Below are 24,392 nucleotides of genomic sequence, written 5' to 3'. Positions count from 1 at the left end.
ATCACGGAGGGCAGCCATCATGGCCATCACAACAGTTCTGAGCATCCTCAAAAGCAACAGATACGAGCAGGATCTAAAAAGCGCGACGAGCTTCTGCGCCGCCCATGGGGCACATCTGACCGCGCTCGTCGTTTCCATCGGCGCGGCCCCGTCGTTCGGAGAATACAATGCCGTCTCGACCATCTGGCTGGATGAGAGGCAGCGGGAGATCGACGAACTTGCCGCGACGGCTTTGAAAATCAAGGATGTGCTTTCACGCAACGACCTCTCGTCCGAGGTACAGGATCTTTACACGGAATCTGCCTGGGCCGACCAGGATATCGCGGAACGGGCGCTGTATGCCGATCTCGTGCTTCTGGGATCCGATGCGGCCGAGGATACGGGTCTTAGAAAGCGGATCTTCGACGGCGCGCTTTTCCAGGCTCCGACGCCGATCCTGATCAACCGCGGGCGACATGGGATAACCACATCGCCAAGAGCCGTCGTGTTGGCCTGGGATTCCAGCAATGAGGCAGCGCGGGCCGCCCACCAGTCGCTCGACCTCCTGGAAAAGGCGGAGGTCGTTCATGTTACCATGGTCGATCCGATGGCGCGCATGGGCGTGAACGGCGAAGAACCGGGCGCCGATATCGCAGCTTTCCTTGCCCGCCACGGCGTCAAGGTCCAGGTCGATCGCCTTTCGAGCGAAGGCAAGAGCGCGGACGAGATCATCACCAGGCACGCGATGGATATGGGCGCGGATCTGATCGTCATGGGGGCCTACAACCATCCGAGATGGCAACAGAGCCTGTTCGGCGGCGTGACCCGAAGGATGATCGAGGCTTGCCAGCTGCCCTTGTTCCTCGCCCACTGAGCCCTGCGCAGGCGCAAATTGGCTCAGACTCATTGGCTGAAGCCGGACAATGACGGTGCGGGCGATACGGATCGCCTACCTGAAACCGATTTGCAGCCCTTGGCAATCTCTCGGATCCAAGCAAAGATCATCCCGCTCTAGCTCTTGGGGGAGACGATGACGGAAAATCACGAGCCGTTTTTGCGCGAGGCGATTGCGTTCTCGAAATCCGCGATGGAACACGGAGACGAACCGTTTGGCTCCGTGCTGGTGAAGGACGGTGCGGTCATCTTGCGCGCCGAAAACACTGTCTTCACCGGCCGCGATATGACCAACCACGCCGAGCTGAACCTGATCAAACTGGCCGCACAACACTACGACACCGCATATCTTGCCGACTGTACGCTCTACACCAGTACGGAGCCGTGCGCGATGTGCTCCGGGGCGATCTACTGGTCGGGCATCGGGCGCATGGTGTTTGCGTGCTCGGAGGTGCGGCTTGGTGAGATTGCCGGGATCGGGTTGAACGTGCCGAGCCGGGCGGTGCTGCAGACCGGCGCGCGTATCGTCACCGTCGAGGGTCCGACGAATCTCGAAGAGGAAGCCGCCGCAGTCCATCAGGAATTTTGGCCTAAACATCTGGGTAAAGCTTAGGGCTCATTATCTAGCGCAGCGCCCGTAGCGCGTTCAGGATCACCGCCACATCGATTGCTTCCTGCAGCATGGCCCCTGTGACCGGCGGCAGGAAGCCGGCACCGGCGAAGATCATAGCGACGAGCGAGAGGCCGATGCCCGCAAAAATGCTCTGGACGGCGATGGCGCGGGAGCGTCGGGCGATTTCGATGGCCGAGGCGATCCGGTTCAGATCGTTGCGGATGAGGACGATGTCGGCGGCTTCGGCGGCGGCCGCAAGATTGGTGGCGCCGACGGCGATGCCGACATCGGCGGCTGCGAGTGCCGGAGCATCGTTGACGCCGTCGCCGACCATCATGACCCTTCCGGCTGCGCGTTCCCTGGTGATGACATCGACCTTCTCTAGGGGCGACAGCCGCGCTTCGACGGCATCCAGCGACAGGGAGCCGGCAATGGCGGCGGCGACGCTGCGCTCGTCGCCGCTTGCAAGCACGATCCGGCCGAAACCCAGCTTGCGGAGCCTGGCCACGAGTTCGACGGCATCGCCGCGCAGGCGATCCTGGAAGCCGATCTCGCCTGCAAGCCACCCATCGAAGAAGACCTTTGCCTGCATCCTGCCTTTCTTCTCCGAAGGGCGGGACGACGCGCCATCCGGTTTGAAGTAATTGTCGCCGCCGACGCTCACTTTGATCCCGTCGACAAGCCCGGAAATCCCGGCGCCCGGAAGCTCCGATACATCCGTCGGGCGTGACAGCGTCAGCTGGCGTCTCTGGGCCTTCCTGACGATCGCACGACCGACAACATGCGATGATGCCTGGTCCAGCGATGCGGCGAGGCGCAGGATCCTGTCCGGGTCTTCAGGGCCCTCGATCGAGACGACTTCCGGGTCGCCTGCCGTCAGCGTGCCGGTCTTGTCGAAGACCGCGACGGAGGCATCCGCCAGGATCTCCAGCGGCCCTGCGCCCTTCACCAGCACGCCCGCCTTGGCCGCCTTCGAAGTTCCGGCCGCTAGCGCCACGGGAACGGCCAGGATCAGCGGGCAGGGCGTCGCCACGACGAGAACCGCAACGATGCGCGCCATGTCACCGGACAGGAGGGCGGCACCGGCCGCGATTGCGAGCGTTAGCAGGAGAAAGGCGATCGCATATCGATCGGCCAGCCGCGCTATCCGCGCCTTGGAACGCCGGGATGCCTCGACCAGCTTGACGATGCCGGAATAGGTGCTGTCCTCGGCGCGGCTTTCAACGCGAATCTCGATCGCGTCTCCCGCGTTCGTGGCGCCGCTCTCCATCCGTGCTCCCTTCAAGAGGTGAACCGGGAAGGCTTCGCCGGTCAGGACGGACTGATCGACCGATGCGGCAGCCGAGAGCAGCGTGCCATCCGCCGGGATCACATCGCCCCTGCGGATCATCAGGATATCACCGACCGCGATGTCGGGAATGGGGACTTCTTCCATCCCGTCCTCAAGGAGCCGAAGTGCCGTTCGCGGCACTTGCGCCAGGAGAGCCGACATACCCTCGTCTGCGCGCCGATGCGCATAGGCTTCCAGAAACTGGCCGCCGGCATACATCAGGGCGACGATCGCTCCGGCCAGATATTCGCCGAACCAGAGGGTGGAGCCCATGGCAAGGGCGGCGATCAGGTCGAGGCCGAAATCGCCGTTCCTGAGCTTCGCAACGATGTCGATCAGCAGGAATGCGAGCGCAGCACCGGTGCTTGTCGCGAGGGCAAGGCGGCTCGCCGAACCGAAGCCCAGCAGGAAGAGGACTAAGGCGCCTGCCAGACCGAACACCGCTGCCGTCGCCATGATCGTCGAGCGCAGGCCGATATCACGCATCCATGCGCGCAATTTGCCGAAACCGCCAATTGGGGGCTGAGCCTTCGGCTCGTCCAAAACGCTCATGGCACGCCTCCCATTTTCCGCTTGGGCTTCCTCTTGGATGCGCAGGTCAATGCCTTGAGCTCGTCGCCAGCGCCCGTCATGCGGCCAGGAATTTGGCACAGCCACAGGATTTCTCCTTGATCTCACTCAAGGCCGGCATATCTGGCGCGAGCGGGTCGCCAACCAGGGCAGGTCCGGCTCGCCGTGGAGCAAGCGCCACGAAGAGTTGGGCGCAAGCATTGTGCCGTTGTGTTGGCAGAACGACATTGATCCCGAGGTTCAGAATCCTTGATGGGCATGGTAACCATGCGCCAATTGCTGACATGAAGGATTGAGCGTAACCAAATGTGTGGCGCACTCGAAAGTGCTGATAAGATGCACAGCAGCTTCCCGGAAACAAGAAAATGACCAGAGAAGAAATCCTAAACTACTCTCAAGCTGTCTGCGACGGCCTTCGCGAGGATGAGGATGGGGTTAGACGAGAGGTTCTGACGCACGCAGGCAATAGGTGGTCGCTTGGCGTGATACACACTCTTGGGGTTTATGGCAGGCTTCGACATGCGGACATTGGAAGGCGAATGCATGGTGCGACCCAACGGATGCTGACCCGTACCCTACGCCAGCTCGAAAGAGATGGCCTCGTCACGCGCCACGATCTTGTTGAGATGCCACCTCGCGTGGAATATGAGCTGACCGAATTGGGTATGGGTCTTCTCATCCGCATGATCCCTCTGTGGACATGGGTTGTGGAGAATTCCGACCTCTTTAGAAAATCACGCGAAGATTATGATTCTCGTCCGCCAGAAAGGCCTTCCTGGCAGACGTTCTGATGATGAGGGCGTGCACCGCTCCGCTGGGACCGTTAGATATGAGGACCGGTGCTTAGGGTTACTTACTCGCCGCGAAGATTGGCGTTAATCCAATCGGATACATCCGTAACCTCGATGCCTTCGCGCACGTTGAAGGTGCTGGCCTTGTTCCATGCCATGCCGCGCCCGATACCAAACGCTGCGCGGTACTTGCGCATCATGTTCTGCGGGTCCTTTGCCAACTCTTCCATCAGGACTGGAACTGTCCATTCGGATCGGCTGAACGGCCTGCTCAAACCGGCTTCAAGCTTGTCCGCGAGCTCGCCATAGGTGACCGTATCACCTGCTAGGAAGACGATTTCGTTGCAAATGGTCGGCTCGTAGAAGACAATTTCTGCAGTGAGCACGCCGATGTCGTCGGGAGTCGTCAGCGTGACAGCGGTATCGAAGCTGCCAAGGGCATTGACAGTGCTTTTTTCCAGATCAACGACCCCGAATTCGGGCTCGAACAGATAACTCATGAACATACCGGTAGAGATGATGACCCATTCGGTTTTATCCTGAGAGCGCAAAAGTTCACGCACATCGAGCTGAGCGTCGAAAATATCCTGCGGACCACCTCGACCAATCGCTTCGAAGTCGACACCGAACTGCCACGGGAAATAGCGTGGAACCCCAGACTGCAAAGCCGCCCTGGCAAGCTTCATCGGGGTGTTGATCCCCGCTGCATAGCCTGTGCAACCGATGACTGTGTCGTATTGCGCGAATAAGGATGCCAGTTCCTCGATTGAGCTGTTCACCAAATCGCCCACGACGATCTCAATGCCTAAATCACGAATCTCGGCAATATCACGCTGCTTGGACGAGGAGTCGGAGCTTACGGCGCTTGCGCGCAGTAGGACGCTTATCTTTGCTCCTTCTATGTCCTTCGAGCGACGAGCCAGATTACGCAGGACAGGCATTCCAAGCTCACCTGCACCTAGCACTAGGATGTTCCGTGACTTCACGCCGGAAACGGGTTCATTCATTGTTTTAGCCTCTTTCAGATCGAATGAGGCCTCTACTTGGCGATTTTGAAGATCGATGGAAGAAGGTACATGAGTGATACTATATCGAAAATGAGGTCGGGCTTCCGTTGGGTAATCCTTCGACACGTCACCGATTGTCCGCTTTGGGCCGAAGGCGGACATGAGCATTGCCAGCGATGAAGCCATTATGATGTCGGTTCCTCCATACATTGCAACCATGCGCCATCGGCCGCTGATGTCGCACGGGCCTGCTACCGCATCGTCAGCATTGCCAATCGCAGAACATCCAGGCCCGCAAATGTGCTACATTGTCTCATCGCGTGCTTCTGTCGCGGGGAGGATCGAGAATGCAGCGCAAGCTGGCTACGATCATGGTCGGGGATTTCGTCGGCTCCACCTCCGCGATGGAATCGGACGAGGAAGGGGCGATTACCCGGATCGACGCTGTCCTCGAGACCGTTCGCATGATTGTCCAGCGCCATGACGGCCGAGTCTTCGGCACGGCGGGCGATGGCCTGCTCGCCGAGTTCGCCAGCCCCATCAATGCGCTCAGGTCCGCCATCGAGGCGCGCGCCGAGATCGCTGCCCTTCCTGGATCGAGCGGCGGCGATATGCGGTTTGGCCTCCATCTCGCCGATGTCGTCGTCGTGGGCTCCGATCTGCGCGGCGACGGGGTGAATATCGCCGCGCGCATCGAGGCATCTGCGCCGCCCGGCGCAATCGAGGCTTCAGGGCTGCTCTACGACCAGGTCCGGCGGGTCTCGCCCTGCGGATTCGAAGATGTCGGCGAACGGCAGCTGAAGGGAATTCTGGAGCCGATCCGGATTTACCGGGTCACCGAACTGATAGACCGTCACGTCTTTCAGTTCGCGCCGACGCGATCCGCCCCCAATACTGCCCAGTCTCCCCGGACCAATTCGATCGCAGTGGCGCGCTTCGACGTAGCGCCCGGCGCTGGTGCGGACCAATGTTTCCTGGCGGAGGGCATTACCGACGACCTGACGCTCGAACTCAGCCGCCTGAAGGGGTTGTTTGTCAGTTCCCGCTCGGCGGCGACCGCGCTGACGACAAAGGATCCCGTCGAGATCGGCCGCCTTCTCGGCGTCGGCTACGTCATCAGCGGCTCGATCCGGCAAGTGGGCGATGATCTCAGGGTCAACATCGCGCTGACCGAGACCGGAGAGGGTCTCGTCATCTGGTCGGACCGTATCAAGCGTCCGTTTGGGGAATTGCTCGATGTGCTGGACGAGATCATCGCTCGTGTTGCAGCAACCGTATCCGGACGGATCGAGCAATCGGAACTTGCGGCAGCCCGGTTGAAGCGCCCGGAGAACATGACGGCCTATGAGTATTATCTGCGCGGTCTTGACCATCACCGCCTGGTGGGCGTGGCGGATATTCACATCCATGAAGCGATGACCTGGTTCGAGCGGGCAATGGCGGCCGACCCCGGTTTCGGCCGTCCGTTTGCAATGCATGTCTGCTCGTGGAGCAATCTGCCAAGCTTCGACATCGATAAGGCCGAACAGCAGGTGGCACACGCGCTCGCCCTCGACCCATCCGATCCGGAAGCCCATCGCATCATGGGCGCGATCAAGATGAAATCGGGCGACTTCATTTCGTCGCGTTACCATCACATTCGTGCCCACGAACTCGCGCCGAACGATGCCTATATTCTCGGCCGCAGCGCGGCCTTCTATGTCTATGCCGGAGAAGCCGAGCGCGCCCTCGAAATGCTCGATCGCGCCGAAACACTCGATCCCTTCCTGCCGGTCTGGATCACCGAAGAACGGGTGGCGGCGCTCTACGCGCTCGGCCGTTTCGAAGAGATGATGCGTGTCGCCTTGACGCTGCCCTTCCAAACCAGGCGCAAGTCGCTCTACCAGGTTGCTGCGAGCATGGCGTGCGGCGACGTTGGAAGGGCTGAATTCCTGGTTCGGCAGGCCCTTTCCCTCGATCCGTGCCTGTCGGCGGTCTATATTCGGACACAGGAAACCTATGCGGACGAATCCGTCACCGAAACGCTGGTCACACGCAATTGCGATGCCGGCCTGCCGTTGATGCCGCGCAAGCCCGCAGCGCGGAAGAAATCACTTTTGTTAAGATAATGATCGCCGGAGCGCAGATGCCGTCGGGCTTTAGCGATCCCGGTTCATTGGGATGACGTGCGGTCTCTTCTATGCCTTGAGCGCTCTATGCTTTAAGTCTGGCGAGCTGGGGGCCGACGATCGCGGCAAAGAGGCTGGGATCGCCTAGCGCGCGGGCCGACAGCATGGCGCCGTGGACTGACGCCATCAGGATCTGCGCTTCCTCTTCGGGCGATCTGGCGAGCCGGAAGAGCTTCTGCTCTGCGCCCGCCTTCAGCACTGATGTCAGCCAGGCGGCCAGGTTCTCGAAATGCCGGCGCACGTGGGCTGCGACCGGCTCCGGCAGCATCTGCATTTCGGCGGCGAGCATGGCGCAGACGCAGAAAGGCTCCGAGGCATCGAGGATGCATTTCTGCCAGTAGTTCAGATAGGCTTGCAGCTGCTCGACAGGGCCGGGGACGTGCTCGCGCAGCGCGTTCAGGCCGGATTCGGCGCGCTGCGTATAGCGGTCTACGAGGATCTGCACCAGCTCGGCCTTGGTTGGGAAGTGATGGTGGATGCTCGCCTTGCGGATGCCGACCGCCTCGGAAATATCGGCATAGCTGAAGCCGTTATAGCCTCCCGCCACGACGAGGGACTGCGCTATATCGAGGATCTTTTCCGAAGTCGTCTGTTCCATACAGCTTGCCTATCTTCTGGTAGGCAGGGCTGTCAAGCGGGCACTGCGGGCTGGCTCACGTGCTTGTGTTCCTGACGGCAGAGAAAGGCGCGTTTGGCGATTGACTCTCGAAAACTATCTACCTACTAGTAGGGAGACAAACAAGGAGCCTGTCATGCAGAACCAATCTTCCGCGCAATCGAGCTGGTTGCGGTCCTACTATTTCGTCCGCGCGCTGTTTTCGATCGGCTGGATCATCGTCGCCATTCTTTCAGCCACTCTGTCGGGAAGCCAATCGGCGCTCGCCTCCGTGCTGCTTGTCATCTATCCGGCCTGGGATGCGGTGGCGAACCTCGTGGACGCCCGCTCGAACGGCGGATTGAAGGCGAACTCCGCCCAGACCTTCAACGTTGCCGTCAGCACGATCACCACGCTTGCCGTCATCATCGCCGTCCTCAACAGCCCCTATGCCGTGCTCGCTGTCTTCGGCGTCTGGGCAATCTTCTCCGGTCTGCTGCAGCTTGCAGCGGCCGTGCGGCGCTGGCGCATCTACGGCGCGCAATGGGTCATGATCCTCAGCGGCGCGCAATCGACGCTCGCCGGCGGCTTCATGCTCAGCCGGGCTTACGGGACCGCAGCGCCAAGCATTCTCGACATCGCCCCTTATGCCGGGTTTGGTGCCTTCTATTTCCTGCTGTCGGCTGTGTGGATGACGGTGGCGGCGTATCGTAAGGGCAGCCATGAAATCCTGCCTTGAGCACGGCATTAAACCCAATCCTATCAGAGGCCACACGCAGCACGGCGTGTGGCCTCGAAAGTTTAATCAAATTATATCGTTCGCTTCGGGCATATCCCAGCGCGGTACCACTGCGCTCGAACCGGATATCTATGAGATTAAGATGCGTCGAGCAGAGCAGATGCCAGCAAAACTTCGGTTCCGGCGAGCCCAACAGAACAGAATAGGGTGATGTGCTCAGGCGAAGACCGAGTCCTTCCGGGCGCGGAAACCAACTCAGCAAGATCGATCATTCGGTTTTCGTGTCGCGTGCCGGCGAGAAAGAAGGGCGACGCGTAGGCGCGCGCTTGTTCAGGTGCATCGGTGGCTATGATTTTGGCGGTATCAGCGACGTCGAGCCCAATCTCATGGCCTCCGACAAGCTTGGGGCCAATGGTGTTGACGTGAGTGCCCGGCGTCAGATCTGCAGTATGTAGTATCGGGATCCGGCTCGAAGTCGCGCAGATAACGATGTCGGCATCCATCGTCGCCTTCGCAACACTGTCGACAGGCGTGACCTCTACACTAAGATCGCGTTGCATCTCTTCTGCGAACGCGTTTCTGTTGACCACATCCCGACTGTACACACGAACAGTGGATATCGCTCTGACTGCCGCGGCCGCAGCAAGCTGAGTTCGTGCTTGGATGCCGCTACCGATCACGGCGACAGACTTCGCATTTTGTGAGCTCAGATGCCGTATCGCCACGCCGCCAATTGCGCCAGTCCTGACGGCACCGAGACGTTCCCCGAGAACCAGGCCCTTCAGTCTCCCCTCGTTTGCCGACCAGACGGCGACGATTTGAGACTGCTTCGAATTCTGAAACGTATCGTACACACGGAATCCGGCAAGTGGAGCCTCCCCAAGGATACCTCCCACCGTGAAGACCAGATCGCCATGCTCTCCGAAAGCGACGTGATGCCTTGGCGGCGATACGATCTTGTTATCAAGCCTCGCTCGAAAGGCCAGTTCCATGACATCGATTGCCCTAGCCATCACGTCGTGGCCCATGAGGTCGCTATCGCCGAGCAGTTTGGCCATTACCGCGCCTTCCGATGATTGAAAGAAATTGCCCTGAGGTTACATATTGCGGACATCCGGATCGCGTATCTTGTCATGCCGCGATCCGTTCCCTACAACCTTAAGTGCACTTTAGGTCAAGAGGGTGCGGAACTTCTGAGGATGCCGACCGAGGAGGAGATTTCGGATCTCATTCCATATCCAGCCCATTCCCCGGTTGGCAAATTGCCCCCGCAGCGGCTAGTCTCGCGCCACCCCGCCTTCGGCCGCCGCTCTCCACGGCCACATCACAAGGATACCATCATGAGCACCATCGAAGCCGTCGCCGAAGAGGCCAAGGGCTGGCGTCGTCATATCCATCAGAATCCGGAGCTGCTTTTCGACCTTCCGGAGACGGCGGCCTTCGTGGCGGGCAAGCTCGCCGAATTCGGCTGCGAGAATGTTACGACCGGGCTTGCCAAGACCGGCGTCGTCGCTGTCATCGAGGGCACGAAGGGGCCGGGCAAGACGATTGCGCTGCGCTGCGACATGGATGCTCTGCCGATGTCGGAGCAGACCAATCTTCCCTATGCTTCCAAAAATGCCAACCGCATGCATGCCTGCGGTCATGACGGGCACACTGCCATGCTGCTTGCCACCGCCAAGTGCCTTGTCGAAAACCGGGATTTCTCCGGCAAGGTCGTGCTGATCTTCCAGCCGGCGGAGGAAGGCGGCGGCGGTGCGCGGGTGATGATCGAGGAGGGGCTGCTCGAGCGCTTCGGCATCGACGAGGTCTATGGCATGCATAACGAGCCTGGGTTGGAGATCGGTTCCTTTGCCACGCGCGCAGGCCCGTTCATGGCGGGTGCCGACCGCTTCGTCATCACGATCAACGGCAAGGGCGGGCATGCGGCCTCGCCGAACATGACGCGCGATCCTGTTCTCGTCAGCGCCCATATGGTCACCGCGCTGCAATCGATCGCCTCGCGCTTCACCGATCCCTTCGATCCGGTCGTCGTCTCCGTCACCTTTTCGGAAGCGGGCAACGACAAGGCGCTGAACGTCATTCCCGCCTCCGTGCGCCTCGGCGGCACGATCCGCACCATGCAGGCGGACACGAGGAAGGCCGTTGAGCAGCGTTTTCGCGAGATCGTGCATGGCACGGCGAAGCTGTTCGAGACGGAGGCCGAGATCGACTGGCGGCCGGGTTACCCGGTCACGGTCAACGATGCCGGCAGGACGTCAGCGATCGTTGCGGCAGCGGCAAGGGTTGCCGGTGAGGGCCGAGTGAATGCGGCATACGAGCCGTCGATGGGGGCGGAGGATTTCTCCTATATGCTGGAGAGGCGGCCCGGCGCGATGATCCTGATCGGCAATGGGGATAGTGCGGGTTTGCATCATCCGGCCTATGATTTCAACGACAAAGCGATCGCCCATGGGGTGCGCTATTGGCTGTCGCTGGTCGGGCAGGAGCTTGGGGGGAGGTAGGGGGGATTGCAGCCAGGCGTGTGCGGCGTTCGATCTTACACGGCGAGCGCGGGCCATGCGGTGTTCAGGGCGAGCGGGCGCCGAAACGCCCATCTCTTCACAAGGAAGGGCCGCATAAACGGCGGCCCGCAAAACCCTGCCTTCCGTTGTCAGCGCCCCTCACGCAAACAGGAAATCGCCGGACTGCAGGACATAAGCTCCGTTGAGCATGGCAATTCCAACAGCGTCGTCTTCCCCAGTTCCGTCCTCGTCCCAATAGAGCGTGCGGTCGGACGTGTTGAAGTAGAACTGGGCGTCTGCGCCGATGGCGGTTTTGCCGACATGGAAATCCAGGGTGGATGCGGTCATGCCCTGGAAAGCGCTGGACCGGAACGACAGGAAATCGTCCGCGCCGAAATCCGCGATGGAAGCGAAGTTCGAAGAGCTGGGTGCAGCGAGAACGAACGTATCGGCACCGCCGCCGCCGGTCAGGCCGTCACTGCCGCCGCCGCTGACGAGCGTATTGGCCGCCGCATTGCCGACTATCTGGTTGTTGCCGCCATCGCCGATCCCGATCACGGCGCCCGCCTGAAGGATCAGCGCCTCAGCGCCCGTTCCGGCGAGCGAATAGGCTTGCGCGGTGGAATAGATAGTATCGATCAGATCCCAGACGCCGTCGCCGGTGTCGTGGACGACGTCGCCGGCGCTGTCGACCTTGTATTTGTCGTTTCCGTCGCCGCCATCCATGAAGTCGTCGCCGGTACCACCCGCGAGCATGTCGTCGCCGGAGCCGCCGTACAGCCTGTCATTGCCGGCGCCGCCATCGAGATAGTCGTTGCCGTCGAGGCCGTGGAGCGTATCCCGTCCTAGAGCGCCGGCTAGCGTGTTGTTGCCGCTATTGCCGGTCATGACGTTATCGAGCGCGTTGCCGGTCGCATAGAGATTGCCCTCGGCGACCATCGCGAGGTTCTCGACATTGGCCGAAAGCGTATAGCTGACTTCGGTCAGGACGGTGTCGGTGCCTTCCCCGGCCAGTTCCACGACCCTGTCGGCCGTGGTGTCCACGCTATAGGTATCGTTGCCGAGGCCGCCGATCATCCTGTCGTCGCCGGAGCTTCCGGAAAGATGGTCATTGCCTGCATAGCCGTAGAGCGTATCGTCGCCGGCGCTTGCATAGATGGCGTCGTCGCCGGCCGTGCCGAAAAGGCTCATGCCGGGATAGGTACCGTAGATGCTGTGGCTCGGAAGCTCGACCGCATGGGCGTCGGCATCGTAGCGGACCTGATAGATGCCGGAGTCATAGGAGTAGGGACCGTTGTAGTCGCTGTCGGATGCCCAGGTGACGATCCAGCCGCCGTCATCGAGCGCCGCCACCTGGGGTATATCATGGTAGGTGTGGGTCAGCGTGTTGAGGAGCGTTTCATCGCCGTTTTTCGTCCCGTCGGCATTAAACGCCTGCTGATAGACATGATAGTAGGTGTCGGTGAATCCCATCACCGTCCAGGTCACCACCCAGCCGCCATCGGCCAGCGCCGTCACCTTCTGGTTCGACGCATATGTCCCCTCGGTATCGACCTGCGTCTCGCCGCCTTTTGGTGTCCCGTCCGCGTTGTAGGCCTGCTGCATCATATGCGCATCGCCCGAGAGCCAGATCACCACCCAGCCGCCGTCACCCAACGCTGCGGAGGTATGGTAGCCCTGGTTGCCGTCGGTCGTGGTGTTGACCCGTGTCTCCGTGCCGAGCCGCGTTCCGTCGGCGTTGTAGGCCTGCTGATAGACCCCGCCGCTCGAGCCATCCTGGCCATTCGATCCCCAGATGACGACCCAGCCGCCGTCGCGTGCCACCACGGTTGGGCTGCCCTGATAGGAATTGGTGTAGGTATTGACGAGGGTCTCCCCGCCGCGCGGCGTGCCATCGGCATTATAGACCTGCTGCAATATGCCGGTCTCGGAACCGTCCAAACCTGCCGACGACCAGGTGACGACCCAGCCGCCGCCATCGAGCGGCGCCATCGAACCAGGCCACTGGTTTCCATCGGTGTAGGTGTTGACCTGAGTCTCTCCGGCGATCTTGGAGCCGTCGGCAGCGAAGGCCTGCTGGTAGATCCCGTATCCGGAGCCGTCCTGGCCTACCGACAGCCAGCTGACGACCCAGCCTCCGTCAGAAAGCCCTATGACCGACCGCGAGCCCTGTCCCGCGCCCTCATAGGTGTTGACCTGGGTCTCGCCACCGCGCGGCGTACCATCAGCGTTGAATGCCTGCTGGTAGACTCCGGGCGTGGAGACCCCCTGGTCTCCCCAGGTCACCACCCAGCCGCCATCGGCAAGGACCGCCACGGCCGGCATGTCCTGGTTGCCCTCTACCGTGGTGTTGACGCGGGTTTCGGGTCCGACGAGGGCGCCCGTCGCGTCGTAGACCTGCTGGTAGATTCCGGAACCGCTGCCGTCTTCCAGCATCGAGGCCCATGTGATCACCCATCCGCCGCCTGGCAGCTGGGTGGTCGCAGCACTGTACTGGAAATTGACCGTGAACGTGTTGACCTGAGATTCCAAAAACGGCATTTACCTTCCTCCTCAGACAGATAGATGGTGATTGTGAAAATGACGTCGTTGCTGTAGATCCGATGTTGCTACTATACCGTTCTTTTTTGAATATTACTCGACAATAACGATAATCTTCAAATGAGAACGGGTGGGGGCGATCAGGCGGGCGCATCCTTTTCCATCACTCCTGTCGCGCCCAACTTCCGCTTGCCCCGAATCCCCGATTAGGTTTTCGTGGCCGCGTTTCAGTAGGACCTCGACATCGCTCATGTTTTTCTTCGCAAAGATTTTCTGGATCGTCTCTCAGCCGGTGACGATCTCTTTCTTTCTGCTGGCGCTCAGTGTGCTGCTGATGCTCTTTTCCTTCCGGCGCCTCGCCATCGCCGCCGGTTTGGTGTCGCTGGCGCTCGTCTTCGTGAGCTTCTACACGACCGCGGGCGCGCTGATCGTGCAGGAGCTCGAAGACCGCTTTCCGCGGCCGGCAGCTCCTGCCGATGCGGCCTGCGTCATCGTGCTCGGCGGCGGGATAGCAACAAAGGTCGATGGCGTGCGCGGTGGCTACAACCTCGATGACGCAGCCGATCGCTATATCGAAGCGGTGCGGCTGGCGGGCGTCTATCCCAATGCCAGGATTATCATGTCCGGCGGCGATGGCAGTCTCACCGGCGGCAACGTCAAGGAGGCGGTTGTCATCCGCAGGATGTTCGACGATTTCCATATCGACCCCGCCCGTGTCGAATATGATGCGGAGTCGCGCGATACCTATGAGAACACCATCAATACCAGGGCGATCCTGCAGCGGCTGAACCTCGACCACTGCCTGCTCCTGACATCGGGTTTCCACATGCCGCGGGCGGTGGCAATCTTCCGCAATCTCGGCATGAACGTCACGCCCTGGGTCGCCGATTACCGTACGACCGGAAAACAGGGCCTGAGGCTGTCGGCCGGCCATCCGATCGACAATGCCGACCTGTTGACGACGGGCCTGCGGGAATGGATCGGCATCGTCGCCTATTATTTCGCTGGGCGCGTCTCGACCCTTTATCCGCAGTGAGCCAGCGGCGTTTAAGGAATTTCTGAAAAAGCTATGGCGCCCCCGACGGTCCGCTTTTGCTCAAGTCGGAACATGGCTATATGTCTGCGCTGAGATGGCAGGCGTTCGGCGCCAGGGAGTTTACTTGAGAATATTGATCATCAGCCGCAAGGCGGAGGAGGTTCGGCGGAACTTCCAGATCCGGCAGATGGCCGCACATGGCCTATCCTTCGAGTTTCTCGACGCATTCGAAGCTGCCGATCTCACCACCCAGGAATGCCAGACGGCTGCCAGCAACTGGCCAAGCCCGACGCGCCGACAGGACATCGGCTGCTTCCTGTCCCACCGCAAGGCCTGGCAGGCGGTTGTAGAGCATGGCGCGAAGATGCTCATCCTCGAAGACGATGCGGTGCTGTCGGACGATATCGCCGCGGTTCTCGCCGCTATCGAAGCCCGCAACGATGCCTGGAACAGCGTCTACGACCTCGAATTCGCTCCGCGGCGCCATATCCTCAACCGCAAGCGCGCCTGGCAGGACACGGCCGGCCGTTTTGGCGCAACCCGCGTCTATCAGAACCGCGTGGGGCTGGCAGGCTATGTCATCGGCCCCGAGGCGGCAAAACGCATGCTGGCGGAAACCACGACCTATTCGCTGATCGATGCGCATTTCTGGCACCGCTCCTGGCTTGCCGCCTACCAGATCGAGCCGGCGCCGGTCATCCAGCAGCGGTTTCTGGAGGGTGAGGCCGAGAGCGCCGATTTCGTACGCCCGGAAAAGGACCTGGTCTTCCTGCCGCTCAGCAAGGTGCGCAAGCTCGCGCGCCGGCTTGAGCTCGAAAGCATCAAGGCAAGGAATCTCATTGTCGGACTGTTCGTGGGGCAGAAGCGGGATGTTCTCGTCGATCGCTCCAGGTTCAACGCCGGCGTGGTGAAATAGGCGTAGCTGGGCTGCTGCAGCCGCTGGTGCAGGTCATGTGATGCGGTAAGGGCGCGTCCCTCTCTTCCCTCATTCCTGTGAGAAGCACAGGGATGAGGAGGAGAGGTTGTGCGGTGACGCCGCTCATGGCCTGATACGGGCGGCGTTTCAGGTCTGGATACCGAGCTTGTTGACAAGCTGCGGCAGCCGTATTCACCTGCGCTCGTATGATGTTGACGAGGTGAGTGCTGGCGTGATGTCTGAAGTTTCCGTCAATATCGAACCTGCGCTGCAGCACGAAGTTTCGGTGCTTCTGTCGCAGTCGGATTCTGTCGCCGCAGCGCTCTATCCGGGTGAATATCGTCGGCCGATCACGGCGGAGTCGCTGGCAAAGCCAGGCACGCATGTTCTCATCGCGCGTCTCGCCGACAGGGCGGTCGGACTTTGCGTGCTGTTTGAGCGAGGTGACGGCACCACGGAGCTTAAGCGCATGATCGTGGATGCCGGTGTGCGGGGGGCCGGTATCGGTATGGCACTGCTTCGGCGAGCGGAAGCCCAGGCCCAGACGCTCGGATCACAGACCATGCTGCTCGAAGTTGGAACGCGCAACGTCGAAGCACAACAGCTGTATCGCCGCGGTGGGTACAAGCCATGCGAGCCTTTTGCACCTTATACGGCGACACCCATAAGCCTCTTCATGAGGCGCGCGCTGATAGAGGCCGTATCGGGACGGTAGTGGCTATCGCCTGGGAGAGGGACGAAGCGTGTGGTGTGGCGGCACAGCCATCGTTGACACCCATCCGCATATCCCGTATTTCCCAACTCACGCCAGTCCTCTGGCCGTAAGCGTTTGACGTCAAGCAACGCACTTATCGATCCTCGCCGGTCGGAGTGCGTTTTTTTGTGCCCGTCGACGAGGGAACTGCCAGGAGGTTTTCATGGCTTTCCGTCTTACCGGTGATCGCGAGCAGGCAAGGCTTTACCTGCTGACCGCGATCCTCTTCATCTCCTATCTCTGTGTTGCCTTCGCCCTTCCGGTCGTGCCCGTGTTCGCGACCGGTGCGCTTGGCCTCGGCAATGGCTGGGCAGGCCTTGGTGTCGGCATTGCCTTTCTCGCCACCATCCTCACCCGCGGCTATGCCGGCAGGCTGTCGGACAGTAGGGGCGCCAAGCTCGCCGTGCAGCGTGGCCTCGCCTTCTATGTGGCGGGCGCGCTGATCTCGCTTGCCGCCGGGCTTTCGCTGCAGGCGCCGGCTGCGGCTTTCGCCATCCTCGTAGCCGGGCGGCTTCTGATCGGGCTTGGCGAAAGCCTTGTCGCCGTCGGCGTCATCGCCTGGGGCATAGGGCTCGTCGGGCCGCAGCGTTCCGGCCGCGTGCTGGCGCTCATCGGCGCGGCGATCTACGGCGCGCTCGGGCTTGGCGGGCCTGTTGGACTGCTGCTGCTCGATCATCTCGGCTTTGCCGGCACGATGGCCGTCAGCGCCGCGCTGCCCTTGCTGGGGCTTGCGGCAATACGCAGCGTGCCGGCCGTTGCCGCCCACCCGGACAGGGAACGCCCGCCGCTTGCCGCCGTCATCGGCCGCATCTGGCTGCACGGGTTGATCGTCTGCCTGCAGGGCATGGGCTTTGCCGCGATCGGCTCCTTCTTCACCCTCTATTTCCGCGATCTCGGCTGGGATCACGCCGGCCTCGGCCTGACCGCCTTCGGCTGCGGCTTCGTGCTGGTGCGTCTCCTCTTCGGCCACCTGCCGGATCGCTATGGCGGGCTGGCGGTCGCCGTCGTCTCGCTCGCGGTCGAGGCCATCGGCCAGTTGCTGATCTGGAGTGCCGCCGATCCCACCGTCGCGCTGATCGGCGCCTTCATGACCGGCCTCGGCTGCTCGATGATCTTTCCCGCCATGGGGCGTGAAGTCGTGCATCTCGTGGCCCCGCATCTGCGCGGCACGGCGCTTGGCGGCTTCTCGGCCTTCCAGGATCTCGCTTACGGGCTGACCGGGCCGCTCGCCGGCGTGCTGGCCGATCGGGCGGGGTACGGGAGCGTGTTTCTCGTGGGTGTGGCGACGGCGGTTTGCGGGTTTGTGATCGCTGTGGTTTTGAGGCGAGGGAAGGTGGTCACTGCTGGGTGACGTAGCCTTCCATTGATGGAGGTGAGGACGTTTCGTTGCCTCCATCATCTCTTGCGTGTCACGGCTCTTCTTTTCCCGTTGTTCTGTCCGACGCCATCGGGCTGTCGGCGACCCTTCGGGCAATACCATCAAGAAAGAGGTCGATACCTGTCAGGAAATCGGCGCGGTCGTCATGATCGGGCATTTTCGGGGCGATGCTCTGCACGAAGGGAAAATCCTTGGGATCGAGGGCCGACAATCTCAGCGCGATCTCGCCGAGCAACGCGTCGCGCTCGAGATGCTGCATTCGCGCCATCTCGGCGTTGGCGGCGTTCTGGCCACCCACGCCAAGCACATAGTTCAGAAGCGCGGCCACAACGGTCCATTGGTCTTCATGAGGCACGCCCATCGCCCGAACCTGCCGGCCAAGATGTTCGAGGATCCGGATCGTCGGCATCGACCCCGGTGTCTGCGCCAAGGCTGAGCCGAGCCATGGACGCTCGTCCAGCGCGTCGAACAGGTTGAGGGCGAGGGCGCGAATTTTATCCGCCGGAGATCCGCCGGCCGAACACGCGGCGATCACGTCGATGACAATCGCATCGGAGGCGGCGACCATGAGGTCGCTCTTGTTTTCGACATGCCAGTAGATCGCGCCGGCGCCAGTCTTCAGTCTTTTCGCAAGGGCCTGGAAGGTCAGCCCCTTTTCACCACCCTCGTCGAGAATGGCGATGGACGCATCGACCACGCGCTCCCTCGTGAGTGAATCCTGTCTTCGCCTTCCATCGGGTTTTCTCATGCCTCACCTTGACACGGATGGAACGACATTCCAACTATGGAATGACATTCCATTTTAAATAATTCCGGAGAATTGACATGCATATTCCGATTGCCATCATCGGTGCCGGCCTCGGCGGCCTCGTCCTTGCGCGGGTCCTTCACATCAACGGAATCCGCGCTACGGTCTATGAGGGCGATGCCTCTCCCGAGGCGAGATCGCAGGGCGGCATGCTCGATATCCACGATTTCAACGGCCAGCTCGGCCTGAAGGATGCAGGCCTTTACGAACAGTTCCTTGACCTCATCCATCCCGGCGGACAGCAGTCCCGCTTCTTCGACAAGGACGGGACGCTTCTCATGGACAATCCCGATGACGGGAAGGGCAGGCGTCCCGAAGTGCAGCGAGGCGAGCTGCGGCGCATTCTCCTGGAGTCGCTTCCGGAGGATGCGGTGCGCTGGGGCCACAAGCTCTCGTCGGCGCGATCCCTCGGGGAAGGGAGGCACGAACTCATATTCGCTGATGGGCAGCTTGTGACGACCGATCTGCTGATCGGCGCTGACGGCGCCTGGTCGAAAGTGCGGCCGCTCCTCTCGGATGCGACACCGACCTATACCGGGCTGGTCTTCTTCGAGACATGGCTCAACGATGCTGATGTCCGTCACCCCGACAGCGCGCAAGCTGTTGGCGGCGGCTCCATGTTCGCGCTCGCGCCCGGCAAGGGCATCACGGCGCATCGCGAGCCGAACGGGGTGCTGCACGCCTATATCGCCCTGCAAAGGCCAAAGGCGTGGGTCGACAGCATCGACGTCTCCGAGCGGGCATCTGCCACAAGCCGCATTGCCGCGGAATTCGAGGGCTGGGCTCCATCGCTGACGGCGCTGATCACCGGATGCGACGTGGGGCCGGTGCCGCGTATCATCTATACGCTGCCGGAAACGCATCGATGGAGCCGGGTACCCGGCGTCACCCTTCTCGGCGATGCCGCGCATCTGATGGTGCCGTCGGGAGAGGGCGCCAATCTCGCGATTTATGACGGCGCCGAACTCGGCAAGTCGATTGCGGCATCGTCTGGTGATATCGACGCGGCGCTGCTTTCCTATGAAAAGGAGCTTTTTGCTCGCAGCACGACAGCGGCAGCGGAGGCGTCCAAACTCACCATGCTTTTATTCGGCGAAACGGCTCCCCACGGGCTGATCGAGGCTTTCAAGCAGAAGCTTCTCGGAAACCCGAATTCCTGAGACCAACGTCCGGCCTGGCTATCTGCGTGAAAGAGAAACGGCACCGCGGTGGAGACCATCAGTCTTGTCCTGCCGCCGCATCGACCCATCTCCCTGATGGCGACATCAGGGGACACCTCCATGCCAACACAGATCCTCTTCATCCAGGGCGCCGGCGAAACCACCCATGACCAATGGGACAACAAGCTCGTCGACAGCCTGGCGCGTGAACTCGGCGATGCCTACGCTATCCGCTATCCCCGCATGCCGGATGAAGCGGACCCGCACTATCAGGCCTGGAAAGCTGCCGTCATCGCCGAATTCCGGACCCTCGAAGACGGCGCCATCCTGATCGGCCATTCCTTCGGCGGCACCGTGCTTCTGCATACGCTTGCCGAGGACTGGCCGGCATTCGAGCCAGGCGCGGTCATCCTCATCGCGCCGCCCTTCATGGGTGCCGGCGGATGGGAGAGCGATGAGATCGCCGAGTGCGACGACTTTTCCGAAAGCCTGCCGGAGGGCCTGCCCGTGCTCATCTATCACGGCAGTGAAGACGATACCGTGCCCTTTGCCCATATCGAGCTTTACGCCAGGGCGATCCCGGATGCGGTCGTCTGCGCGCTTCCGGGGCGCGATCATCAGCTCGACAATGATCTCGTCGACGTCGCCAAGGATATACGTTCGCTGGCCGCATAGGCCGAACCCGGCCCATTCCATCGCTCAACCATTGGCATCGCATCCTCCCGCATCGCTGAAATCAAAGCCGATGCAGGAGCTGCAGCATGATATCGAGATATTTTGAAGCAAGGAGCGGGGCGTCTTTCCTCACGTCTGCATCCAGCCAGGCGGTCCGCCGCCTCGATGCCATCGGCGGGCTCCCGCTGCTTGCCGGCCTTCTCCTCGCCGCCGGCTTCGTGATCTTGCTGGCGGGCCGCCATGAGGCCCAGCTCATCCGCGCGGAATGCCTCCAGCAGGAGGTCATCGGCCGATGAACGCCTTCAGCCTGCGGTTCGATTTCGACGAGCTCGTCATCCCCATCCTTGGCCGGAACGACAACGGCCTGCTGCTCTACGGCTCGGCCGAGCTCTCGGGCGATCATGAAGGGTTCAGCATCGAGGCTATCCATCTTGCCGGAGGCACCATGCTGCGTCCGTCCGGCAACGCCGAATCCGGCAGGCCGGCGCCCTTTGCCGAGGAACTCTTCCGCCGCATCGCCGCCGTCATCGAAAATGACAAGACGGTGCTCGGCCGCCACGCGGCAATGGAATGGGCCGAACTCGTCGAGCGTCACAGCGAGGCGGTCTGAGCGCTTGTGTGCCGGTGCGGAACATAAACCTATCTTCGTTTGCCATGTCCCTGAAAAGTCCCTTCTGATATGGATCGTGATCGAAAATAGGAATAATTTCCTTGATTGTTGCAGGCATTCGCAGGTACAACCCTATGACGGCAGCGATATCCAACAGGAGACATTTGCATGCATGCCTGCGCGCTCGAAAGGAGCGACATCACCATCAGCAAAGCACTTGCATACGGGGCGCCATTCCAACGGATCGCAGCGCTATCGGCTGTGTCCGCGGGCTCCTCTCACTGCGCAGTGACATGCTTCCAGCCGGCAAAAACGGCAACCTCTCTTTCGCGTAACGGGTGGCTTTCTTGACGGTTATTCCTGAAGACCTGATGCCGCTGGTGCGGGCCGCGCAGCTTTCAGGCGGCTTCTGTCAGGAGAGGGCGATTGCCTCGGCAATCGCCCGGGAACGGGCGCGGTGCAGGCAGGCGGTGGAAGCATGGCAGATGAGGCTGACGGCTGGCGAGGATCTTGGGGGCAGTCTCGAACTGCTGCTTGCGGAGATCGAGGCGAGTGGCGGCGCGATGGAGCAAACACCCGATGATGGTGACGACGCGGTGCTGGTCGCGCTCCGGCGCAAGCTCCATGAAGCCGCAAGGGTGGCGGACCGCAAAATACTGGCGATGCCTGATTATGCCGATACCGCGCGGGAGGCCGCTGCCATCGAGGCGATCCTGCAGCCGGGCGAGGATCTCGCCGATCGTATCCTATGTCTGTGGCCGGTGACACCTGAAGGATGCGAAGCTATCCGAAGCGCCTTGCTCTGGAAGCGCGGGGAATATATCGGCAGCTGTCTCGGCGAGAATGAATGAGTGCAGGGCGCGCTCCTCCAGCTTTCGTCCTCGCGTCAGCGGGGTCGAGCTACGGTTGCGCCCGTCCTCAGACCCTAAATCGCCGGCAGCATCCCGCCATCGACCCTGAGATTCACTCCCGTAATATATCCCGCCCGTGGGCTGACGAGAAAGGAGACGGCGTCGGCGATCTCGTCCAGCGTCCCCACGCGGCCAAGCGGCACCTCCGCGAAAAGCGGCAGCACCGCCTGTTCGATCGTCTCCCATGCGGCATCCGCGGCCACGCCGCGTTCGACCGCCACCTCGCGGAAGCGAGTGTCCAGGCGAGCGCTGCGGATCGTGCCCGGTGAGATCGTATTGACGGTCACGCCCTCGGCCGCCACCGCCTTGGCCATGGAAGAGGTCATGGCGTTCATGGCGGCTTTGCAGGCGGAATAATCCGGCCTGCCGGCAGGCGGCATCAGCCCGGCGAGGCTGGAGATGTTGACGACGCGGCCGAAGCCTGCCTTGCGCATGTCGGGCAGCAGCCTTGTGGTGACGCGAAGGGCGGCCAGGACATTGCGGTCGTAGGCTGCGGCCCAGGAGGCTGGGCGACTGTTTGTCCAGTCCTCCGGCTCGCCCGCGCCGCCGGCATTGTTGACGAGGATGTCGATCCGGCCGGCAAGCGCCTGCGCCTCGTCGATCAGGCGCTCCACCTCGTCGTCGATGGTGAGGTCGCCGGTCACCGCATGAGCGCGGCCGCCTTCGGCAATGATCTCGTGGGCCACGCGCTCCGTCCCGGCCCGGTCGCGGCCGTGGACGATGACAACTGCTTTCTCGCGGGCGAGCCCTCGGGCGATCGCTTCGCCGATGCCCTTGCTGCTGCCGGTGACGAGCGCCGTCTTGCCGTCGAGTTTCAAATCCATCGCGATCTTCCTATGTTGGAGCGGAGGAAGCACAGAAGAACAGGACGATGCTCGACACAATTACGCACTTAAAAGTGCCTGTAGGACAGGAAGATCGCTCCGTCTGTCTTGGGCCTGACGGTTCCGTCGCGCATGTGACGCGGGTGCTCAAAATGATCAGCGGGCGCTGGAAATTACCGATCCTGTTCCGGCTCTTTGCCGCGCCCTCGGTTCGGGCCCTGCAGTTGAAGCGGGACATGCCGGGCATTTCGCAGAAGATGCTGACACAGCATCTGCGGGAGCTGGAGCAGGACGGGCTCATCGAGCGGCAGGATTACGGCGAGCAGCCGCCGCGTGTGGAGTATCGGCTGACGGAGGCGGGAAGGGCACTGATGCCGGTGCTGATGGCGGCGCGGGAGTTTTCGCGAGGTATCTGACCGAGGGCTAGCTTATCCGCGTTCGAGCCGTACACGTCGAATAGGCGGCCACCTCATCCGACCCTTCGGGCCACCTTCTCCCCGCTGGGTAGAAGGGGTTTTGCGGCACCGTTTCCGCACTCTCAAAGGCGTCGCAGGCCACGTCCCCTCTACCCAACGGGGAGAGGGCTAGGGTGAGGGGGCTCCGGGGGGAGGCAAATATGATAAGCACCTCTCGCACCATCTGAAAACAAAAACGGCGCCCCTTGCGGAGCGCCGTCACCTGCTTAACGCAGAAAGATCTGAATCAGATCAGAAGGCCTGGATGTTGACAGCCTTCGGGCCCTTGCCCATGCGATCCGGCTCGGTGTCGAAAGAAACCTGCTGGCCTTCGCGCAGCGACTGGATGCCAGAAGCCTGGAGAGCGGAGATGTGGACGAAAACGTCCTTGGCGCCGCCTTCCGGCGTGATGAAACCAAAACCCTTGTCCTGGTTGAAGAATTTTACGGTGCCCTTGGTGGCCATGGGGATAGTCCTTTTCCCATTGGTAGTTAGTTTATCCGCACCCCCGGCGGTGGGGAGGCGGACGGCTTTAGCTTTCGCGCTTTCGGCCCTGGAAGCCGGACGCGAAGGGTCAGTCGAGACGTCACGTACGGGGAAAGAACATCTACGCGCATGGGTGTCACCCATGCCGCCCTGCCGGAATTGGCGCTCCGACGAGGCATTACCACTTCAGTCCAGTCACCGGCATGCGAAATGCCCGAGTGTTGCAGTTCGTGCCAGCATTTCGGGCAAAAAGCAAGCGGCAATATTGTGGCATGGCTTTTTGCGATGCGGGAAATGATGTCTATTCAAATGGTTGGCGGGGCGTTAGCAGAAAGTGGCGGATGTGTATCAAGGTGGGGCAGGGTGAAGGATGCAACTTGTGGATGACGAGGCGCCACTTGCAGATGACGGTGCGTGCGAGTTTCCAATCTTCCTTGCCAATTGGAAGAGAGCGAGGTCGGCGCCCGGAGTCCCCTCATCTGCCTGCCGGCATCTTCTCCCCGATGGGGAGAAGACATTTGCGGCAGGCGCGACACTCCGTCTCCCCTCTGGGAGAGGGCAGGGTGAGGGGGCTCCGGCTGGTTCAGACCGGCCGTCCTGACAGCCAGCGCCACCTGAATTCTCTCCCAGTCATAACACCGGAAAAAC

Annotated in this window: 24 protein-coding genes; 16 read left to right on the top strand and 8 right to left on the bottom strand. The window is 61.5% G+C overall.

The annotated features are described in order from the left end of the window. Positions 1-19 precede the first annotated feature (19 nt). Positions 20-853 carry a universal stress protein gene (locus FHT78_RS00570; protein ID WP_183739063.1) on the top strand — a complete coding sequence of 278 codons (834 nt, stop codon included), beginning with the start codon at positions 20-22 and terminating at the stop codon, positions 851-853. Between the two features lie 156 nt (positions 854-1,009). Continuing rightward, the gene (locus FHT78_RS00565; protein WP_183739060.1) at positions 1,010-1,486 is read left to right on the top strand and encodes a nucleoside deaminase; all 477 of its coding nucleotides are present in this window, start codon (positions 1,010-1,012) and stop codon (positions 1,484-1,486) included. Positions 1,487-1,496: 10 nt separating this feature from the next. Here the strand turns inward: FHT78_RS00565 and FHT78_RS00560 are convergent, their stop codons facing one another. Further along, the gene (locus FHT78_RS00560; protein WP_246715124.1) at positions 1,497-3,302 is read right to left on the bottom strand and encodes a heavy metal translocating P-type ATPase; all 1,806 of its coding nucleotides are present in this window, start codon (positions 3,300-3,302) and stop codon (positions 1,497-1,499) included. Between the two features lie 449 nt (positions 3,303-3,751). On the opposite strand from FHT78_RS00560, the gene FHT78_RS00555 reads away from it, so the two are divergent. Then, the gene (locus tag FHT78_RS00555) at positions 3,752-4,177 is read left to right on the top strand and encodes a helix-turn-helix domain-containing protein (RefSeq protein WP_183739055.1); all 426 of its coding nucleotides are present in this window, start codon (positions 3,752-3,754) and stop codon (positions 4,175-4,177) included. Between the two features lie 62 nt (positions 4,178-4,239). Here FHT78_RS00555 and FHT78_RS00550 read toward each other — a convergent pair whose 3' ends face one another. Beyond that, positions 4,240-5,370: an aromatic alcohol reductase gene (locus FHT78_RS00550; RefSeq protein ID WP_246715019.1), complete on the bottom strand. Its 1,131-nt coding sequence runs from the start codon at positions 5,368-5,370 to the stop codon at positions 4,240-4,242. Between the two features lie 161 nt (positions 5,371-5,531). On the opposite strand from FHT78_RS00550, the gene FHT78_RS00545 reads away from it, so the two are divergent. After that, complete coding sequence (locus FHT78_RS00545) at positions 5,532-7,292, top strand: adenylate/guanylate cyclase domain-containing protein (RefSeq protein WP_183739052.1); 1,761 nt, start codon at positions 5,532-5,534, stop codon at positions 7,290-7,292. Between the two features lie 85 nt (positions 7,293-7,377). On the opposite strand, the gene FHT78_RS00540 is transcribed toward FHT78_RS00545, so the two are convergent. Further along, positions 7,378-7,950, bottom strand: coding sequence for a TetR/AcrR family transcriptional regulator (locus FHT78_RS00540; RefSeq protein WP_183739049.1), 573 nt, complete (start codon positions 7,948-7,950; stop codon positions 7,378-7,380). Positions 7,951-8,104: 154 nt separating this feature from the next. On the opposite strand from FHT78_RS00540, the gene FHT78_RS00535 reads away from it, so the two are divergent. Beyond that, positions 8,105-8,686, top strand: a complete 582-nt coding sequence (locus tag FHT78_RS00535) for a DUF308 domain-containing protein (RefSeq protein ID WP_183739046.1) — start codon at positions 8,105-8,107, stop codon at positions 8,684-8,686. A 137-nt stretch (positions 8,687-8,823) separates the two neighbouring features. Here FHT78_RS00535 and FHT78_RS00530 read toward each other — a convergent pair whose 3' ends face one another. Then, complete coding sequence (locus tag FHT78_RS00530; protein ID WP_183739043.1) at positions 8,824-9,744, bottom strand: ornithine cyclodeaminase family protein; 921 nt, start codon at positions 9,742-9,744, stop codon at positions 8,824-8,826. Between the two features lie 282 nt (positions 9,745-10,026). Here FHT78_RS00530 and FHT78_RS00525 point away from each other — a divergent pair, with 282 nt between their 5' ends. Next, positions 10,027-11,190 (top strand): M20 aminoacylase family protein, encoded by a 1,164-nt coding sequence (locus tag FHT78_RS00525; protein ID WP_183739041.1) that lies wholly within the window; start codon positions 10,027-10,029, stop codon positions 11,188-11,190. 159 nt (positions 11,191-11,349) lie between these two features. Here FHT78_RS00525 and FHT78_RS00520 read toward each other — a convergent pair whose 3' ends face one another. Continuing rightward, positions 11,350-13,731, bottom strand: a complete 2,382-nt coding sequence (locus FHT78_RS00520) for a hypothetical protein (RefSeq protein WP_183739038.1) — start codon at positions 13,729-13,731, stop codon at positions 11,350-11,352. 250 nt (positions 13,732-13,981) lie between these two features. Here FHT78_RS00520 and FHT78_RS00515 point away from each other — a divergent pair, with 250 nt between their 5' ends. The 4 genes from FHT78_RS00515 to FHT78_RS00500 all read left to right on the top strand — a co-directional run bounded on the left by FHT78_RS00515 (position 13,982) and on the right by FHT78_RS00500 (position 17,788). Continuing rightward, the gene (locus FHT78_RS00515; RefSeq protein WP_183739035.1) at positions 13,982-14,767 is read left to right on the top strand and encodes a YdcF family protein; all 786 of its coding nucleotides are present in this window, start codon (positions 13,982-13,984) and stop codon (positions 14,765-14,767) included. Positions 14,768-14,891: 124 nt separating this feature from the next. Beyond that, positions 14,892-15,683, top strand: a complete 792-nt coding sequence (locus tag FHT78_RS00510; RefSeq protein WP_183739032.1) for a glycosyltransferase family 25 protein — start codon at positions 14,892-14,894, stop codon at positions 15,681-15,683. 235 nt (positions 15,684-15,918) lie between these two features. Then, entirely contained in the window at positions 15,919-16,398 is a 480-nt protein-coding gene (locus tag FHT78_RS00505; protein ID WP_183739029.1) for a GNAT family N-acetyltransferase, read from the top strand. A gap of 202 nt (positions 16,399-16,600) precedes the next feature. Continuing rightward, a complete protein-coding gene (locus tag FHT78_RS00500) occupies positions 16,601-17,788 on the top strand; it encodes an arabinose transporter (protein WP_183739026.1) in 1,188 nt (395 codons plus the stop codon). Positions 17,789-17,846: 58 nt separating this feature from the next. Here FHT78_RS00500 and FHT78_RS00495 read toward each other — a convergent pair whose 3' ends face one another. Next, complete coding sequence (locus FHT78_RS00495) at positions 17,847-18,512, bottom strand: TetR/AcrR family transcriptional regulator C-terminal domain-containing protein (protein WP_348644690.1); 666 nt, start codon at positions 18,510-18,512, stop codon at positions 17,847-17,849. A gap of 128 nt (positions 18,513-18,640) precedes the next feature. Here FHT78_RS00495 and FHT78_RS00490 point away from each other — a divergent pair, with 128 nt between their 5' ends. The 5 genes from FHT78_RS00490 (at position 18,641) to FHT78_RS00470 (ending at position 21,919) form a co-directional block, all read left to right on the top strand. Further along, positions 18,641-19,783, top strand: a complete 1,143-nt coding sequence (locus tag FHT78_RS00490; RefSeq protein WP_183739020.1) for an NAD(P)/FAD-dependent oxidoreductase — start codon at positions 18,641-18,643, stop codon at positions 19,781-19,783. Between the two features lie 120 nt (positions 19,784-19,903). Continuing rightward, entirely contained in the window at positions 19,904-20,458 is a 555-nt protein-coding gene (locus FHT78_RS00485; protein ID WP_183739017.1) for an alpha/beta fold hydrolase, read from the top strand. An 86-nt stretch (positions 20,459-20,544) separates the two neighbouring features. Next, positions 20,545-20,754: a hypothetical protein gene (locus tag FHT78_RS00480; RefSeq protein WP_183739014.1), complete on the top strand. Its 210-nt coding sequence runs from the start codon at positions 20,545-20,547 to the stop codon at positions 20,752-20,754. Beyond that, positions 20,751-21,068 (top strand): hypothetical protein, encoded by a 318-nt coding sequence (locus FHT78_RS00475; RefSeq protein WP_183739012.1) that lies wholly within the window; start codon positions 20,751-20,753, stop codon positions 21,066-21,068. The genes FHT78_RS00480 and FHT78_RS00475 overlap by 4 nt, the downstream gene beginning before the upstream one ends. A gap of 347 nt (positions 21,069-21,415) precedes the next feature. Next, positions 21,416-21,919, top strand: coding sequence for a hypothetical protein (locus FHT78_RS00470; RefSeq protein WP_183739010.1), 504 nt, complete (start codon positions 21,416-21,418; stop codon positions 21,917-21,919). A gap of 74 nt (positions 21,920-21,993) precedes the next feature. On the opposite strand, the gene FHT78_RS00465 is transcribed toward FHT78_RS00470, so the two are convergent. Beyond that, positions 21,994-22,803, bottom strand: coding sequence for an SDR family NAD(P)-dependent oxidoreductase (locus FHT78_RS00465; protein ID WP_183739006.1), 810 nt, complete (start codon positions 22,801-22,803; stop codon positions 21,994-21,996). 47 nt (positions 22,804-22,850) lie between these two features. Between FHT78_RS00465 and FHT78_RS00460 the strand changes: the two genes are divergently transcribed. Then, the gene (locus FHT78_RS00460; RefSeq protein ID WP_183739003.1) at positions 22,851-23,219 is read left to right on the top strand and encodes a helix-turn-helix domain-containing protein; all 369 of its coding nucleotides are present in this window, start codon (positions 22,851-22,853) and stop codon (positions 23,217-23,219) included. 291 nt (positions 23,220-23,510) lie between these two features. On the opposite strand, the gene FHT78_RS00455 is transcribed toward FHT78_RS00460, so the two are convergent. Then, the gene (locus tag FHT78_RS00455) at positions 23,511-23,723 is read right to left on the bottom strand and encodes a cold-shock protein (RefSeq protein ID WP_007818490.1); all 213 of its coding nucleotides are present in this window, start codon (positions 23,721-23,723) and stop codon (positions 23,511-23,513) included. Positions 23,724-24,392 lie beyond the last annotated feature (669 nt).

This window comes from Rhizobium sp. BK196 (assembly GCF_014193255.1).
Taxonomy (GTDB): domain Bacteria; phylum Pseudomonadota; class Alphaproteobacteria; order Rhizobiales; family Rhizobiaceae; genus Rhizobium.
Note: the sequence above shows the minus strand (reverse complement) of the source record. Positions and strands in the feature narration are given on the sequence as shown.